We start from the raw sequence: 14,156 nt of genomic DNA on the forward strand, positions 1-14,156 counted from the left end.
CCATGGGCTACTACACCCGCGTCGACGGAGAGATCCGCATCGAACCGCCCCTCACCTGGGCGGAGATCAAGAACAACCCGCTCCTGCCCGAGACCTCGGCCGGCCGCGCCGAGTACGACGTCCGGCTGAAGATCGACGAGGAGACCGTCGACACCGACGACGGCCAGCTCGTCCGCAAGACCTGCTCGGCGCTCGTGCCCGCCTGGGACGACTCCTTCAAGGCGTACCACCTCGTCGACCACGTCCAGCACATGATCGACGCCTTCCCCGGCCACACCTTCAGCGGCCGTCTGGATTGCGAGGGCGAGGAAGCCGGGGACCTGTGGCGGGTCGTCGTCCGCAACGGCCGGGCCGTGAAGGTCACCCCGAGCATCCTCTGGCCCGACGAGGAGGGACAGGCGTGACCACCCTCTTCGAACTCGCCCCGAAGCCGCCGGCCCCCGTGGTCGCGGCCGCGGGCCAGCCGCTGGTGATCGGGGCGGATCTTTCGCTCCGATCGACCGGGCTCGGGTCTGCGGACTGGACCGACGCGGTCCGGCCCAAGAGTCTGACCGGCCACCCGCGGCTCGCGTTCCTCGTCCAGGAGATCGGCTCGTACCTGCGCAACGCGGACCTCGTCGTCCTCGAAGGCCCCTCGTTCGGCCACGCCGGACTCGGCGGCCATGAGGAACTCGCCTGGCTCCGCGGCATGGTCCAGCACTGGCTGTGGCGCCGCGAGATCCCGTTCGCGATCGTCCCGCCCAGCTCGCTGAAGCTGTTCTTCACCGGCCACGGCGCCGCCTCCAAAAGCACCATGCGCGCCGCCGCGGAACAGCACTACGGCCGCACCTTCGAGGGCCCGGCCGCGGCGGACGAGTGCGACGGGTTCGCTCTCGCCGCCGCCGGCTACGCCTGGCTCGGGCTGCCGCTCGCGGACATCCCGGACCGGCAGATGCAGGCGCTGGCCGGCGTGAAGTGGCCCGAGCGCGAGGCGGTGCAGCGGTGAGCCACTACACGGGATCCGTCCCCGCCACCGAACGCCCCGTCGACTGGCGCACCGAAGCCCTCTGCGCCCGCGAGGACATGGCCCCTTACCGGGAGTTGTTCTTCCCTCTCCCCGGAGAGACGGCCAAGGCCGCCGCCGCGAAGCAGATCTGCGCCGCCTGTCCGGTGGCAGCCGAGTGTCTCGCCGATGCCATGCGCGTTGAGGGCGGGCGCGGGGGCGAGAGCCGACACGGCATCCGCGGCGGGCTGGGTCCGAAGGGGCGCCGCAGCCGGTACGAGCAGGCGCGCCAGTCCCGGCAGCCGAAGACCGAGCAGGCCGAGCCGAAGCCGCCGGTGAAGAAGCGGGAGCCCGCGAAGTGCGGGACCCGCGCCGGCTATCAGAAGCACCAGCGGGAGAAGTCGGCGATCTGCGCCCCGTGTCGTCAGGCGAACACGGACGCGGACAACCGACTGCGGCGCACGGGCACGTCGAAGGTCGCGGCGTGAGCGGGCCCCGGCGCCGCCGCGGGTGTGACGTGCCGTGGCTGCCTCACGGGCTGGACCGGCCACGGCTGTTCCCTGCGGGGTGGCGCTGCTCGCGGCATACGCCGAACGCGATCCGTGGACTGCCGGAGGCGCCGCCGGGCCCGGGTCTCCCGGCTACCGCGTGGACGACGCCGTCTCCGCTGTCTGACTCCCGGGTCCATGACGACCGGGCCGTGGCCAGTGGCAAGCGGCGCTCCAGCCAGCAGGCGTACCGGGCGGCGCAGGCCGCAGTCCAGAAGACCACCTGAATCGACGGCCGGCCCCACAGCGCCCTTCCCCCCAGCGGCGCTGCGGCCGTCACCGGGCGCCCCGCCACCTCCCCGGCGGGGCGCCCACCCCACCCAGCACGACAGGAGGACCCCATGCCCGCACAACAACCCCAGCTCGAAGGCACCCTCCCCACCCCCGCAGACGACTACGACACCTGGGAGACCACGGTCTGGCCCACGTTCGTGGCCGCCGCCCGGTCGGGCCGGCCGTTCGTCTGCTGGCGCATCGCCCAAGCCCACGACCTGCCCCAGCCGCCCTGCCAGGAACTCCACTGGGCCCGGCTCATGAGCCACCTCCGTCGCGACGGTGTCGTCCGCTACGACGGGTTCGGCCTCGCCCGGGACAAGTCCGCCTGCCGACGCTGGCGCGGCACCCGGGCAGCGCAGGCCGCACGTATCGCCTGACCACCACCACCTGAGGACATCCGATGACCCAGCTCCACGACCTCATCCCCGCCGCCGACCTGGCTGCCGCGATCGACGCTGGCCTCGTCACCCGCAAGCAGCACCCCACCCTGCCGCTGTCGATCTACACCTACACGCGGACCGCGCAGTACTCCCGGCAGTGGACGACCGCGACGCTCCGGTGCCGCGGCCTCATCGCCGACGACACCACCGGCGAGATCGTGGCGTGGCCGTTCCCGAAGTTCTTCAACGTCGGCGAGCACCAGCTCGGCCACGACTACGCGGCGCCGTTGCCCGACGAGCCGTTCCGGATCTACGACAAGGCCGACGGGTCGCTCGGGATCGTCTTCCACTACGACGGCCGCTGGCACGTCGCCTCCAAGGGCTCGTTCACCTCGGAGCAGGCGGCGTGGGCGCAGGCCCGCCTCAACACCGCCGACAGCGGCTGGCTCATCCCGGGCGTCACCTACCTGTGCGAGATCGTCTACCCGGAGAACCGGATCGTCGTCGACTACGGCGACCGTCAAGACCTCATCCTCCTCGGCGCCTACTGGCCCGACGGCCGCGAGGCGCAGCTGGAGTGGGCGGCCCCGGACTGGGAGCCGATCGGATCCGTCGTCCGCTCCTGGTGGGGTCTGGGCACCCTGCCGCTTGCCGACCTCGTGAAGCTCGCCGAAGCCAACTCCCGCCCCGACGGCACCCCGACGAGCGGGATCTCCACCGAGGGCTACGTCATCCGCTACGCCTCCGGCCAGCGCGCCAAGGTCAAGCTGTCGGAGTACGTCCGCCTCCACAAGGTGCTGACCGGGATCACCGAGCGGGACATCTGGCGGATGCTCGGCCTCCGCAAGTTCGCCGACCAGCCCGCCAACCTCGTGGCGAAGGCGCTCGGCTGCCCCGCGGCCGAAGTCGGCGCCACCACGGGTGACCCGCTCGCAGCGCTCCTCGACGCCGTACCCGACGAGTTCGACCAGTGGGTCCGATCCGTCGCCGCCCGCCTGGAGAACGAGCACACGCAGCGCCTGGGGCTCGTCGAGCTGGCCTACGCAGGCGTCTCCGGCCTTGCCCACGACCGCGGCGCGTTCGCCCGAGCCGTGCAGACGATCACCGACCCCGGCACCAAGGCCGCGATGTTCCTCCGCCTCGACGGCAAGCCGACCGGACTCCACCTGTGGCGGGCCATCCGGCCCGAGCACGTCGCGCCCTACGTGCAGGACGACGAGTAGCCGCACAGCACGAAGGCCCCGCACACGGCGAGGCCCGGCGACAGGGAGGAGGAGACGGTGTCAGGACTCAGCAGCCCGTGCGTCCACGGCCAGCGCCGCGGAGTGCAGCGCCTCGCGAACGGTGCGGGAGATGAGCACCTGGTCGGGCTTGACGCCCTCGACTGGCTCCGTCCTGCGGTGCAGCTCGTCGATGATCGCCCGGTCCCGGACCGCCTGTGCGTAGAACTCGGGCGGCACCAGCATCGCTACCCGGGTCCCGCGCTCGGTGAAGGCGCCCGGTCGTTGGCCCCAGCTGACCTCGCGGATCAACGACGTCAGCGCGGCGCGCGCGTCAGTCATCCCGACTTCGGCGACGCCGTCCTTCTTGATCTCGATCTTCGGGTGCAGGGCCATGGCCAGAGTGTAAGTCATTGCCAATCCTTCCAGTCTTTCCAACCTTTAAAGTAGTATGGCAGTGCTGCCCCGGCACCGCCAGAGCGCAGATCCAGCCACGCCCAACAACCGAAAGGAGGACTGCGTGACCGAGATCGTGCAGGCACCCGACACTGAGGAAGCCCGCGCCCGAGCCGACCGCATCCGCTCCGGCATGCGCGTCCTCGCCGAATGGCAGACCGACGTCATCGCCGCCTACGCCGCCCGCGACTGGGAGACCCTCGGCTACGAGACGTGGGACGCCTACCTCGACGGCGAGTACGGCGAGCACCGTGTGCGACTCCCGCGCGAACAGCGCCGCGAGATCGTCGCCGGAATGTCCGCCGCGGGCATGTCCACTCGCGCCATCGGAGCGGCTATCGGGGTGCACCACGACACCGTGAATCGCGACGTTCAGTCGTCTGTCGGATTTCCGACAGACGAGCCGCGCACAGTGCTCTCGCTAGACGGCAGGGAGCGTCCCGCTACCCGCCCCGCATCAGCCGCGGAAGAGAACTTCTGGGTCGAGCCGGGCGCGGACGAGGTGGTCGACGCCGAGATCGTCGACGAGCCGACCAGGCCCGAGCCCCCCAAGCCCAAGCGCCGCCCGCTCCCCGAGGCATTCACCGAAGCCGGCCGCGACCTCTCCCGCGCCGCCGAACGCCTCGACCGCCTCACCCAAGACGACCGGTTCACCAAGAACCGGGACACCACCCACCACCAGCTCCCCGAACTCCTCGGCGCGCTGGACAACACCACCCGTCTGATCCAGGCCATGCGCCTCGACCAGGCCCAGGCAAACGAAGAGGCCCGCCGCTGGTGGGCGACGAGCCTCCACAAAATCTCCGACGCCCTGACCGACGTCGCCAACTCCCTCGAACAGGAGCAGCAGTGAACAACACCATCGTAGCCAGCGCAGACGCCGACGGCCCGTCCTACGCCATCGTCAAGGTCACTCCCGAACTCGCCGAGAAGTGGCTCGCCAACAACACGCACAACCGCAGGGTCCGCGAGAGCGCCGTCTTCGGCTACGCCCGCGACATGGAGGCCGGCCGCTGGGCCGAGAACGGCGAGAGCATCAAGTTCGCCGCAGACGGAACCCTCCTCGACGGGCAGCACCGCCTGGCCGCCATCACCCTCGCCAAGGTCACCCTGCCCATGCTGGTCGTCACCGGGCTGGAATCGACCGCGCAGGAAACCATGGACGACGGCCGCAAGCGCACTCTCGCCGACGCCCTCACCCTCCGCGGCGAATCCAACGCCGTCGCCACGGCCGCCATCATCCGACGCGCTCACATGTGGACGCAGGGGATCTACCGCAACGTCGGCGCCAAGCCGCCGACCAACCAGGAGTCCCTCAGCTTCTTCGAGGAGCACCCGGAACTCCGCCGCTCCGCGCAGCTCGCGGTGCAGGTACGCACAGCCATCCCGCTCCCCGGGTCGGTGGCCGGCCTGACGCACTGGCTGTTCTCCCGGCTCGACACCGGTGACGCGGCCGAGTTCTTCCACCTGCTCATCAGCGGCGCCATCGTCCCGGAGACCCACCCCGTCCTCATTCTCCGCAAGCGCATCCAGGCGGAGGCGGACAAGGCCGGCCGCGTACCCGAGGACTTCCTCCTCGCCTTCGTGATCAAGGCGTGGAACGCGTACCGGGACGGCGAGCAGCTCACGTTCCTCCGCTACAAGCCGGGCGGCGCAAGCCCCGAGAAGTTCCCGATGCCGAAGTAGCCCCACCCGCGGGGCCGCTCCCGGGCGGCCCCGCCCATCTCCCTGATCAGCACGGACGAGAGAAGCACTTCATGGCCTGGTTCGCCCTCGATGACGGGTTCGACACGCACCCCAAGGTGCGCAAGGCGGGCAACGCCGCGGTCGGCCTCTTCGTGCGCCTCGGCGTGCACGCGACTCGGCACCTCACCGAGGGCCACCTCGACGGCGACATCGTCCGCAGCTACGGCACCGAACCCAACGTCCGCAAGCTGATCGCCGTCGGCATGCTCCACGGCGCCGGGCACGCCTGCCCGCGCTGCCAGCAGCCGGCCGACGGCGACTACGTCATCCACGACTACCTCGACTACAACAAGTCCCGCGCGCAGATCGAGGCCGCCCGCGAGGCCGCCCGGAAGAGGCAGAACCGGGGGCGGGAAACGGCCCGCGCGAACCGGAATCACGCGGGAATCGGCTCGGATTCGGCTCCGAATCGGAGCGGAAACGAGTCGGATTCGGCTCCGAATCGGGCCCGAAAAGACCCCCTGTTTGAAGACTCCACCGCAGGTCAGGACGACCTGTCACGGCGTGACACCCATGAGGGTGCAACGGTTGTCCCCTCCCCTCCCCTCCCCTCCCATAACTACGACGTGGCTGATGTAGGAGAGGGATCTACCGGTAGTAGCGGCGCTGACCTTGATCCCCTCGCGCCGATCGACGCCGCGAACTTCGCCCTCACCGATGGCATGCGCCGCTGGGCACACCGGGACGGCTACGCCTCGCTGATCGACATCGACTTCGTCACCGCCCAGTTCATCTCGCACTACCGCTCGACCGGCGCCCGCCGGAAGTCCTGGCCCGACGCCTGGCAGAAGTGGATCCGCGAAGAGGCCAAGCGCACCGCGGACCGCCGCCCCAGCTTCGGCGCCTCGAACGTCATCGCCCTTCCCGGCCAACCAGGCGCCCCGCTCACCGGCACCGACGCCAAGGTCGCCGGCTGGCTCGCCCTCGCCTCAGGAGACGACACCCAGTGAAGAACCCCCAGACCGAAGCCGACAGCCGCCAGATCTTCGAAGCCCTCACCCACGGATGCGCAGGCGACGACGACACCGCCTGGAGCCTGCTCGACCCGATCGTGCGCCGCAGCAACCAGGCCATGTACGCCACCTTCTGCGCCCTCGCCGAGGCCGCCTCGTTCGACGCACTCCAGAACCAGCGCCCGGGCGAGCACTTCGGGATCGTGGTGGAGAACATCGACACCGGCGAAGCAGGCAGCATCGACGCCTTCCCGCCCGGCATCCGCTTCGCCAGCCAGTTCATCACCGCCCGGGCGAACCGGGACGAGGACACCGCGGACGCCCTGTACATGGCGCTCTACCGCGACAGCCCGGACGACCTCGGCGTCGGACTGCGCGCGCTTTACGACATGGCCGTCGTCTCGCTGCGCGCCTACGTCGAGCGCAAGAGGAAGGCGGAAGGCCGATGACCCCGGACGAGGCTGCCCGCCTCCTTGCCGCCTGCGCCGCCTTCGACAACCGGCAGCCGAGCGAGATCGCCAAGCAGGCATGGGCCGCCGCGTTGCGCGACCTGCCCCTCGACAACGACACCTTCGACGCCGTCGCCCGCTTCTACAGCGCACCCGCCCAGCCCGGCGAGACCGGCCGCCGCTGGATCGAACCCCACCACGTCCGCACCACCCGCACGAAGATCCGCGAAGAACGCCTCGGCCCCACCATCCCCGCCTACGAACCCCCCGTCTCCCCGGAGACCGGCGCCGACTTCGTCACCCGCCGCCGCGCCCAACTCGCAGCCATCGCCGACGGACGCGAGCAAGCCATCCCCGTCGGCGCCCTCACCGGCGGACCCCACCCCCGCGTCGTCCGCCAACTCGAAGGCGTCGGCCGGCTCATCCCCGCGGACGACGACCAGCCGTACATGCCCGCCGACTTCCGCGAGTCCGTCGGTATGGACGCCCGTCCGCCCGAGCTCTCGGTGCCCTGCCCGAAGGACGGATGCAAGGCCGCCGCCCGGCAGCCGTGCAAGACCCCCCACGGCCGCACCCGCAAGGACGCCCACCAAGCCCGCGTCGACGCCGCAGGAGGAGCCGCGTGACCGCCCGCCGCTGCGCCGGCTGCCACCGCCCCCTCCGTTCGAGCCCCGGCCCCTACGGACCCACCTGCGCCCGACGACTCCGCGCACTGCCGCCCGTCATCCGCACCCCGACCACCGGCCAGATCGACGGACAGACCGCACTCGACCTCCGCCCCATGCAACCAACCCTCTGGAGCCTCTGATGACCACCACCTCGCCCCCCGAAGGCAAATGCGGGCGCTGCCGCCAAACCCGCCCGCTCTTCCCCCGCAAGCCCGACCACGACTGCATCGACGTCCTCGGCCGCGTCGACCTCATCGAAGCCGCCCGCCTGATCTCCGAGATCGAAGACCAGGGCGACCACTGGTGCACCCGCCGCATCGAGGGCCTGCCGCCCGAGAAACTCTGCGTCCGCTGCTTCGACGCCGACGCCGCCGAGGAAGCCGCCCACATCAAGGAGCACCAGCTGTGAGCCCGCTGGAACGGCTCCTCCAGGAAGAGATCCCGGTCCGGCCGGCCCCCGCCCCCGGCCGCGCCCCCTGGACCCCCGAGCAGCAGGCAGCCCACCGAGCCGGCCTCCTCGACGCCCTCCACAACTGGCACTGGCAAGACGACCCCAGCCTCTCCACCACCCGCCGCCACCTCCGACTCATCCGAACCGAAGCCGCCTGACCCGTGCCCCACTCGGTCGCGGCCCACGACACCACCCGAGACCAACACCGCAGCCAAACCAACCACTGACTTTCAGTCAACAAGGAGCGATCATGACCGACCCGAAGCCCCTCGACCTCGACGCCATCGAAACCCGCGCCAACGCCGCCACCCCCGGACCGTGGGGCATCTACCAGTACGGCGGAGACAGCCTCATCGAGATCGCCGCCGACCTCCAGGACACCGGCTGCGGCTACACGGCCCGCCGCACCATCGCCCGCCTCGACGAGGAGCCCCTCGACAACGACCCCACGCACCGCGACTGGACCGCGGAGGAGGACTGGGCGCAGGTCCAGGCCGACGCCGCGTACATCGCCGCGATGCCGCCCGAGGTGGCAACCGCGCTCGTCGCTGAAGTCCGCCGCCTCCGCACCGAACTCGCCGCCATCCGGGCGCGGGGCATCGCCGACGCCGCCGCGTGGCTGCACGAGACCGGCGAGACGAATGCCGCGTACCTGCTGCGCACCGTCGACGTCCCGGCCGCCGAGGAGATGCGCGCCGTCGCGGACGAGCCCGACGCGGACCCGATCTGTGGTGACCCGAACGACGGCGACTGGTGCGAGCTGGAGCCCGGCCACGACGGCCACCACCGCGCGGACACCGCCGAGTGGGCCGCCGACCCCGCCGCGCCTGCTGTCGTGCCCGCCCGTTGACCACCGCCCGCACCCAAACCCGCGAAAGGAACCCGATGACCGACCCCCTGATCACCCCGGCCCGCGCGAAGGAGCTACGCCGCTCAGCCACCCACCACGCCGCCATGATCCTCATCACCGCACTGCGCGCCGGCTGGGACCCGGAGCACTACTTCCCGAACGAGGCTGAGCGCGACCTGGTCCTCGAAGAGGTCGGCCGGATCGCCCACGAGATCAAGGCCCGCGCCATCGTCGGCACTTCGCAGCCCTGTGGCGAATGCGGCTTCCCGTACCGCGTGAAGGCCGACGGCACCATGCACCGCCACACCGGCGTCAGCCCGTCCGGCTTCTCGACCGGCAAGCCCTGCCCGGGTGTCGGCAAGCCGCCTCGCACCCCGTGATCACGAGCACGGGCCACCTGCCTGCCGGTAACAGGCGGGTGGCCCGCACCGTCCATCCTCTCGTACCCCTGGAGCCCTGACGTGACCGACCGCTACCGCCACCGTCCCATCGAGATCGCCGCCTTGCAGTGGAACCCCGGAAGCATGATCGACGCAGGCGCCATCGTCGGCACCTTGCTCGGCAACGGCGTCCGCTTCCGCCACCCGTCCGGCATGGGCGAGACCACGACCCTGCTGCTCGACACCCCGGAAGGCGAGCAACTCGCACAGCCCGGCGACTGGATCGTCCGCCCCGCCAGCGGCGACTGGGCCGTGCTGGCCGCCGCCGACTTCGCCGAGCGGTACGAGCCCGCCGCCGTCTCGGTCCCGGCGTCCGCGCCCACCGACGAGACCGCACTCCGCGACCGCATTGCCGAGGCGCTGCGGCCAGGAAGCCGTGACCGTAGCGGCCAGTACCCCGAGGGCCTTCTGAGGGACGTGGCCGCGGTGCTGGCCGTGCTGCCCGCCAACCAGACCACCGACCGGGCCGCCGCACTGACCCGGGCGGCCGACATCGCCGAGGACGTCGCCGAGAGCCTGCGCAAGCACCACGAGTTCGAGCGCAGCAACGGCGCCCTGGACGTGATGACCGAGCTTCGCCGCATGGCTGCCGTGTCCGGCCCGCACGACACGGACGACACGACCGGACAAGCCGAGACGCAGGATCCCGCCTTCGTCACCCGCGTCCTGGAGATCTTCTCCATGTCCCACGCCGACGCCTACGACGACCTGCTCTGGCGCGTCGACAACGGCACCGTCCACCTGAACGCCAACGTCTCCGACGTCTTCGCGTGGGGCGGCGCCGACTGCGAGCCCATCACCCCCGACACTCTCCCGGTTCTGGAGCAGGCCTATGCGGACCTGAAGGCCCTCGGCGCCGAAGGGTTCACCGCCGAGCTGTACGCGGCCCGGCAGCGCAGTCAGCGGCCCCAGGGCGCCGCCTACCCGGACGCCCGAGACCCGGCGTGGCGGGAGGTGTCGGCCCTGTACGACGCGTGCGGACCGGAGCGGGAGTTGGGGCTGGGCAACCCGAAGGCCGCGCCCGCGCACCGGGACCCGAGCCCCTGACCCACCGTGCCCCGGCTGTCGATGCGGGCAGCCGGGGCCGTGACGGGGCCCCGCCCGAAGTTACCCGCCCGTTAACTCCCTGAGCCCCTGAACCCCCCTCTCCCGCCGCGCACTCTCACTCAGCCCCCAACGCCCCTCCATGCCCCGCTCACGCCCCGAGAAGAGGCCCAAATGCCTGACACCGAAGACCGCTGGCAGCCAAGCCGCCCCGACAAGCTCCACCGACGCACCGGACCCGGCGCCCTCACCCCCGAACAACTCGCCCTCGCCGACGACCTCCACACCCGAGCCCTCGCCCTCCGAGCCGCCTCCGAAGAAGGGCTGTCCATCCGGGACGCCGTCGCCCTCGCCGCCGTCCAACTCGGCCTCGAACCGCCCCGCGCCGAGGGGGAGTCATGACCGCCTCCGACCCGCTCCACACAGCGCTCACCCGCACCCTCGCCGCCCACGGCATCACCAACCCGGTACTCGCAGCAGCCCTCACCGACACCGCGGTCCGCATCCTCGGCCGCGACCGATGCACCCACCACTGGGACACCCACGACCAGCACCACCCGACAACCGTCACCGACTGCCCCTGGTGCGCCGCACGCGACGAAAGGCCAGCACCGTGACCGAACCCATCCGCCACACCGCCGACACCATCAACGACGACGACCTCGACCAGCTCTACGACCAACTCGCCCGCGTCCGCGACGCCGTCATCCTCCACCGGCAAGGGCTGCTCACCACCGCCGAGCTGTACGCCACGGTCGAGGCAAACCAGCCCGCCTCGACCGCACCCCTCGCCGCCGGGCTCCCCCAAGTCCAAGGCCACTGCCCCGCCTGCGGGCGGGCCAGCCTCTTCCTCGGCTTCGGTGGGCACGTCACCTGCGCGACCAGCGACTGCCGGAACCCGGCCTCCGCCGACGAGGTGCTGCGCCACGCCCACGTGACCGAGTGCGAGCACGCATCCGGCCAGAGGCAGGCCGAGTCCGCCCTCGCCCGCGTCCGCGAACTCCGCGCAGACCTCCGTGAGATCACCGGCGCCCGCTACATCGCCGACGCCCTCGACACCATCCTCGCCGAAGAACACTCGGAGCAGCCCATGACCACCACCGACAAGCCCCTCTGCACCGCGACGATCGACGGCCCTCATGTCCTCGGCGGCGGGCCCGTCCAGTGCACCCGCGAGGCGGGCCACCCGGAGAACCACGTCGGGCCGAAGCGCGGCACGGCGGGCCGGACCTTGTGGACGGACCACAGTGCCGGCGCCACGCGACACGACGCTGCCGCGAAGGAGCAGCACTGATGGAGATCCTCTTCGTCCGCGTCGACCCCGTCCAAGAGGTCGCCGTCGAGCCCGGCACTCTCGACCTGCTGCGCGACATCCTCCGACCCAAGGACCACGAGCCCCGCGCCGACCCGGAAGTCCTCGCCGCGGCCCGGCTGACGGGCTGGCCCCTCGTCTACGACGACAAGATCCCACCGGGCGAGGTGCACTGCCGTCCCACCCCGGGCGCGCCACCGCCGCTCACCGCTGCGGAGATCACGAAGTACATCCAGGCGCTGATGCCGAAGGAGCAGCGATGACCGAGCCCACCCCCGCAGCCGAGGCGCTGCTCATCGCCTACGACGCGGCCCAACTCGCCGAGATGCACGCCGCCGCGTGCGCCCGGATCAAGCGCGTCCGCGCCCTCCACCGGGACGAGTACGGGACCTGCGCCGAGTGCACCCACGAGTCCGGCGTGCCGTATCCGTGCCCGACCATCCGCGCCCTCGACGGACAGGAGCAGCAGTGACCGACAACAGCGCCATCGGCGACCGCATGAAGCGCTACGAGGCCACCACCCGCACGCTCCTCCCGCGCCGCACGTACACGATCCTCCGCGTCGACGGGCGCGCCTTCCACTCCTACCTCCGCGGCGCCACCAAGCCGTTCGACGAGCAGTTCATGGCCGACATGAACGCCGTCGCCGAAGCCCTCTGCGCCGAGATCGCCGGAGCCCGGTTCGCCTACACCCAGTCCGACGAGATCAGCGTCCTGGCCACGGACTTCGGCGCCCACAACACGGAGCCCTGGTTCGGCGGCGTCGTCGCCAAGCAGCTGTCCATCGCCGCGTCCCTCGCGACGGCCGTGCTCAACGAGCGCCGGCCCGGCCACCGGGCGCTGTTCGATGCCCGCGTCTTCACGATCAGCGACCCCGTCGAGGTCGCGAACTACTTCCTGTGGCGCCAACGCGACGCCGTCCGCAACAGCATCAGCATGGCCGCACAGGCGCACTTCCCCCACAAACGGCTCCACGGCGTCAACAGCGGCGGCATGCAAGAGCTGCTGTGGTCCGAGGCCGGGGTGAACTGGAACGACTACCCCGACGGCTGCAAACGCGGCCGCATCGCCGTGCGCCGGGTCGGGCAGCGGGAGACGACGTTCACCCACAAGCGGACCCGGGAGCTGCGCACCGTGGTGGCGATGCGGTCGTGGTGGGAGTCGAGCCCGGCCCCGCACTTCACGACCGAGCCGGGCGGATGGCTGGCCGGGGTGGTGCCGCCGCTGCCCATCCTGACCGCGATCTGACGCTGCGCCCTGCCTCGTCCCCCGAGGCGGGGCGTCGTCGCGTCCGGCTACTCTGCCGGCCCCTCGTGCCGGACGATCCGCTTCACCGCCATCTCGACGTCCACCCGGTTCGCCCCGACCGCCGTCGCGTGCGCGGTGATCGCCGCCTGCACCCGCTCCGCCGCGTCGCGCCAGGCCCGCCACTGCGCGCCATGCTCAGCGCCAGCCAGCCCTTCCAGCTTCGCCCGCTCCGTCTCGGCGGTGGTTTCGAGGGTGATCAGATCATCGGGAAGGTCCACACGATGATCATGGCACGGGCAGCAGAAGGCCCCCACCACGGCGCGCGGCAGGGGCCCAGGGCGCGGCAGGCTACGGCTCGCTCGGCTCCCTGCCGCCCGGCACGAACGCCGTCAGCGTCGCGTACTGCTCCGGGGTGATGAACTCCTTCACAGCCCCGCCGCCCGCCGCGTGCGCGATCGCCAACCGCACGGCAGGCAGCGCAGCATCTTTGATCGCGTCGCGGACGTTCTCCCACGTGACGAGCTGCTGAACGGGCACCGTCCGGATGCTGCTGTACGGGTCCGGCTGGCAGACGGAACGCCAGAGTGCGACCTCGGCGACGTCGTTGTCGTCGGCAACGTACTCGGCGATGTTGTCGACCGCGTCCTCGACGAGGGCTTCGACAGCGGTCCACATCATGGCCGCATTGTCGTCGTAGGGGTTCGTCCGGTCGTGAGGCCCGGCGGTCAAAGCGGCCTGCACGGCGTCCTCCCACTCGGCGGTCCGCAGTAAGTCCCTGGCGTCGTACAGCATGCCGACAACCTCGCCAGGGGTGGCGGCACGGATGCGGCCGATCAGGTCGATGGTGCTCATAGCGTTTACGCCTCCGTCTGCTTCGTCGGCCCACGTCCCCGCGTGGTGCGCGCCTTGAAGAACTCCTCGACCGGCTTCCACGGCAGCGCCCACGCGTTGCCGATCCGCATCCACCGGTCGCGCGGCACCGGCCACGCAGGGTCGGTCTCCGCGATGTGCCGGACGCCCTGACGCGTGATCGGACGGGGCATGTAGTCGCCCGCGTTGAGCCGCTTGGCGATCTCGGTGAAAGTCACCATTTCAGGGAACCCGCCCCCTTCTCCTGCGTCGGGCATGCCCTC

At 71.3% G+C, this 14,156-nt stretch carries 25 protein-coding genes; 21 read left to right on the forward strand and 4 right to left on the reverse strand.

Translation table 11 applies throughout. The annotated features are described in order from the left end of the window. Positions 1 to 2: 2 nt before the first annotated feature. The 5 genes from ACFWI4_RS08620 (at position 3) to ACFWI4_RS08640 (ending at position 3,409) form a co-directional block, all read left to right on the forward strand. Positions 3 to 404, forward strand: coding sequence for a DUF6205 family protein (locus tag ACFWI4_RS08620; protein ID WP_387192414.1), 402 nt, complete (start codon positions 3 to 5; stop codon positions 402 to 404). Continuing rightward, a complete protein-coding gene (locus ACFWI4_RS08625) occupies positions 401 to 985 on the forward strand; it encodes a hypothetical protein (protein WP_387192417.1) in 585 nt (194 codons plus the stop codon). The genes ACFWI4_RS08620 and ACFWI4_RS08625 overlap by 4 nt, the downstream gene beginning before the upstream one ends. Next, positions 982 to 1,470, forward strand: a complete 489-nt coding sequence (locus ACFWI4_RS08630; protein ID WP_387192420.1) for a WhiB family transcriptional regulator — start codon at positions 982 to 984, stop codon at positions 1,468 to 1,470. Before ACFWI4_RS08625 ends, ACFWI4_RS08630 begins: the two co-directional genes overlap by 4 nt. Before the next feature lie 401 nt (positions 1,471 to 1,871). Then, complete coding sequence (locus ACFWI4_RS08635; RefSeq protein WP_387192423.1) at positions 1,872 to 2,183, forward strand: hypothetical protein; 312 nt, start codon at positions 1,872 to 1,874, stop codon at positions 2,181 to 2,183. A gap of 23 nt (positions 2,184 to 2,206) precedes the next feature. Beyond that, positions 2,207 to 3,409 carry a T4 RnlA family RNA ligase gene (locus ACFWI4_RS08640; RefSeq protein ID WP_387192426.1) on the forward strand — a complete coding sequence of 401 codons (1,203 nt, stop codon included), beginning with the start codon at positions 2,207 to 2,209 and terminating at the stop codon, positions 3,407 to 3,409. A 60-nt stretch (positions 3,410 to 3,469) separates the two neighbouring features. Here ACFWI4_RS08640 and ACFWI4_RS08645 read toward each other — a convergent pair whose 3' ends face one another. Then, positions 3,470 to 3,820, reverse strand: coding sequence for a hypothetical protein (locus ACFWI4_RS08645; RefSeq protein ID WP_387192429.1), 351 nt, complete (start codon positions 3,818 to 3,820; stop codon positions 3,470 to 3,472). 106 nt (positions 3,821 to 3,926) lie between these two features. Between ACFWI4_RS08645 and ACFWI4_RS08650 the strand changes: the two genes are divergently transcribed. The 16 genes from ACFWI4_RS08650 (at position 3,927) to ACFWI4_RS08725 (ending at position 13,023) form a co-directional block, all read left to right on the forward strand. Beyond that, positions 3,927 to 4,715 (forward strand): hypothetical protein, encoded by a 789-nt coding sequence (locus ACFWI4_RS08650; protein WP_387192432.1) that lies wholly within the window; start codon positions 3,927 to 3,929, stop codon positions 4,713 to 4,715. Next, positions 4,712 to 5,548: a hypothetical protein gene (locus tag ACFWI4_RS08655; RefSeq protein ID WP_387192434.1), complete on the forward strand. Its 837-nt coding sequence runs from the start codon at positions 4,712 to 4,714 to the stop codon at positions 5,546 to 5,548. The genes ACFWI4_RS08650 and ACFWI4_RS08655 overlap by 4 nt, the downstream gene beginning before the upstream one ends. Before the next feature lie 71 nt (positions 5,549 to 5,619). Continuing rightward, entirely contained in the window at positions 5,620 to 6,558 is a 939-nt protein-coding gene (locus tag ACFWI4_RS08660) for a hypothetical protein (RefSeq protein ID WP_387192437.1), read from the forward strand. Next, positions 6,555 to 7,010: a hypothetical protein gene (locus ACFWI4_RS08665; RefSeq protein ID WP_387192440.1), complete on the forward strand. Its 456-nt coding sequence runs from the start codon at positions 6,555 to 6,557 to the stop codon at positions 7,008 to 7,010. The genes ACFWI4_RS08660 and ACFWI4_RS08665 overlap by 4 nt, the downstream gene beginning before the upstream one ends. Then, positions 7,007 to 7,636 carry a hypothetical protein gene (locus ACFWI4_RS08670; protein ID WP_387192443.1) on the forward strand — a complete coding sequence of 210 codons (630 nt, stop codon included), beginning with the start codon at positions 7,007 to 7,009 and terminating at the stop codon, positions 7,634 to 7,636. The genes ACFWI4_RS08665 and ACFWI4_RS08670 overlap by 4 nt, the downstream gene beginning before the upstream one ends. Before the next feature lie 181 nt (positions 7,637 to 7,817). Continuing rightward, positions 7,818 to 8,087: a hypothetical protein gene (locus tag ACFWI4_RS08675; protein ID WP_387192446.1), complete on the forward strand. Its 270-nt coding sequence runs from the start codon at positions 7,818 to 7,820 to the stop codon at positions 8,085 to 8,087. Continuing rightward, complete coding sequence (locus ACFWI4_RS08680; protein ID WP_387192449.1) at positions 8,084 to 8,287, forward strand: hypothetical protein; 204 nt, start codon at positions 8,084 to 8,086, stop codon at positions 8,285 to 8,287. The genes ACFWI4_RS08675 and ACFWI4_RS08680 overlap by 4 nt, the downstream gene beginning before the upstream one ends. A gap of 92 nt (positions 8,288 to 8,379) precedes the next feature. Beyond that, on the forward strand, positions 8,380 to 8,979 hold the full coding sequence (locus ACFWI4_RS08685) for a hypothetical protein (protein WP_387192452.1): 600 nt from the start codon (positions 8,380 to 8,382) through the stop codon (positions 8,977 to 8,979). 35 nt (positions 8,980 to 9,014) lie between these two features. Then, a complete protein-coding gene (locus ACFWI4_RS08690) occupies positions 9,015 to 9,359 on the forward strand; it encodes a hypothetical protein (protein WP_387192455.1) in 345 nt (114 codons plus the stop codon). Positions 9,360 to 9,440: 81 nt separating this feature from the next. Then, positions 9,441 to 10,466, forward strand: coding sequence for a hypothetical protein (locus ACFWI4_RS08695; protein WP_387192458.1), 1,026 nt, complete (start codon positions 9,441 to 9,443; stop codon positions 10,464 to 10,466). A 171-nt stretch (positions 10,467 to 10,637) separates the two neighbouring features. Further along, positions 10,638 to 10,865, forward strand: a complete 228-nt coding sequence (locus ACFWI4_RS08700; RefSeq protein WP_387192460.1) for a hypothetical protein — start codon at positions 10,638 to 10,640, stop codon at positions 10,863 to 10,865. Further along, positions 10,862 to 11,080, forward strand: coding sequence for a hypothetical protein (locus ACFWI4_RS08705; RefSeq protein WP_387192464.1), 219 nt, complete (start codon positions 10,862 to 10,864; stop codon positions 11,078 to 11,080). The genes ACFWI4_RS08700 and ACFWI4_RS08705 overlap by 4 nt, the downstream gene beginning before the upstream one ends. Further along, entirely contained in the window at positions 11,077 to 11,757 is a 681-nt protein-coding gene (locus tag ACFWI4_RS08710; RefSeq protein ID WP_387192467.1) for a hypothetical protein, read from the forward strand. The genes ACFWI4_RS08705 and ACFWI4_RS08710 overlap by 4 nt, the downstream gene beginning before the upstream one ends. After that, positions 11,757 to 12,038: a hypothetical protein gene (locus ACFWI4_RS08715; RefSeq protein ID WP_387192470.1), complete on the forward strand. Its 282-nt coding sequence runs from the start codon at positions 11,757 to 11,759 to the stop codon at positions 12,036 to 12,038. Before ACFWI4_RS08710 ends, ACFWI4_RS08715 begins: the two co-directional genes overlap by 1 nt. Further along, entirely contained in the window at positions 12,035 to 12,247 is a 213-nt protein-coding gene (locus ACFWI4_RS08720) for a hypothetical protein (protein WP_387192474.1), read from the forward strand. The genes ACFWI4_RS08715 and ACFWI4_RS08720 overlap by 4 nt, the downstream gene beginning before the upstream one ends. Continuing rightward, the gene (locus tag ACFWI4_RS08725; RefSeq protein WP_387192477.1) at positions 12,244 to 13,023 is read left to right on the forward strand and encodes a tRNA(His) guanylyltransferase Thg1 family protein; all 780 of its coding nucleotides are present in this window, start codon (positions 12,244 to 12,246) and stop codon (positions 13,021 to 13,023) included. Before ACFWI4_RS08720 ends, ACFWI4_RS08725 begins: the two co-directional genes overlap by 4 nt. 47 nt (positions 13,024 to 13,070) lie before the next feature. Here the strand turns inward: ACFWI4_RS08725 and ACFWI4_RS08730 are convergent, their stop codons facing one another. The 3 genes from ACFWI4_RS08730 to ACFWI4_RS08740 form a co-directional block, all read right to left on the reverse strand. Continuing rightward, a complete protein-coding gene (locus ACFWI4_RS08730; protein WP_387192480.1) occupies positions 13,071 to 13,301 on the reverse strand; it encodes a hypothetical protein in 231 nt (76 codons plus the stop codon). 70 nt (positions 13,302 to 13,371) lie between these two features. Continuing rightward, positions 13,372 to 13,875: a hypothetical protein gene (locus ACFWI4_RS08735; RefSeq protein ID WP_387192483.1), complete on the reverse strand. Its 504-nt coding sequence runs from the start codon at positions 13,873 to 13,875 to the stop codon at positions 13,372 to 13,374. A gap of 5 nt (positions 13,876 to 13,880) precedes the next feature. Further along, positions 13,881 to 14,150: a hypothetical protein gene (locus tag ACFWI4_RS08740; RefSeq protein ID WP_387192487.1), complete on the reverse strand. Its 270-nt coding sequence runs from the start codon at positions 14,148 to 14,150 to the stop codon at positions 13,881 to 13,883. Positions 14,151 to 14,156 lie beyond the last annotated feature (6 nt).

The sequence above is a fragment of the Streptomyces sp. NPDC127038 genome (genome assembly GCF_042725875.1).
Classification (GTDB): Bacteria; Actinomycetota; Actinomycetes; order Streptomycetales; family Streptomycetaceae; genus Streptomyces.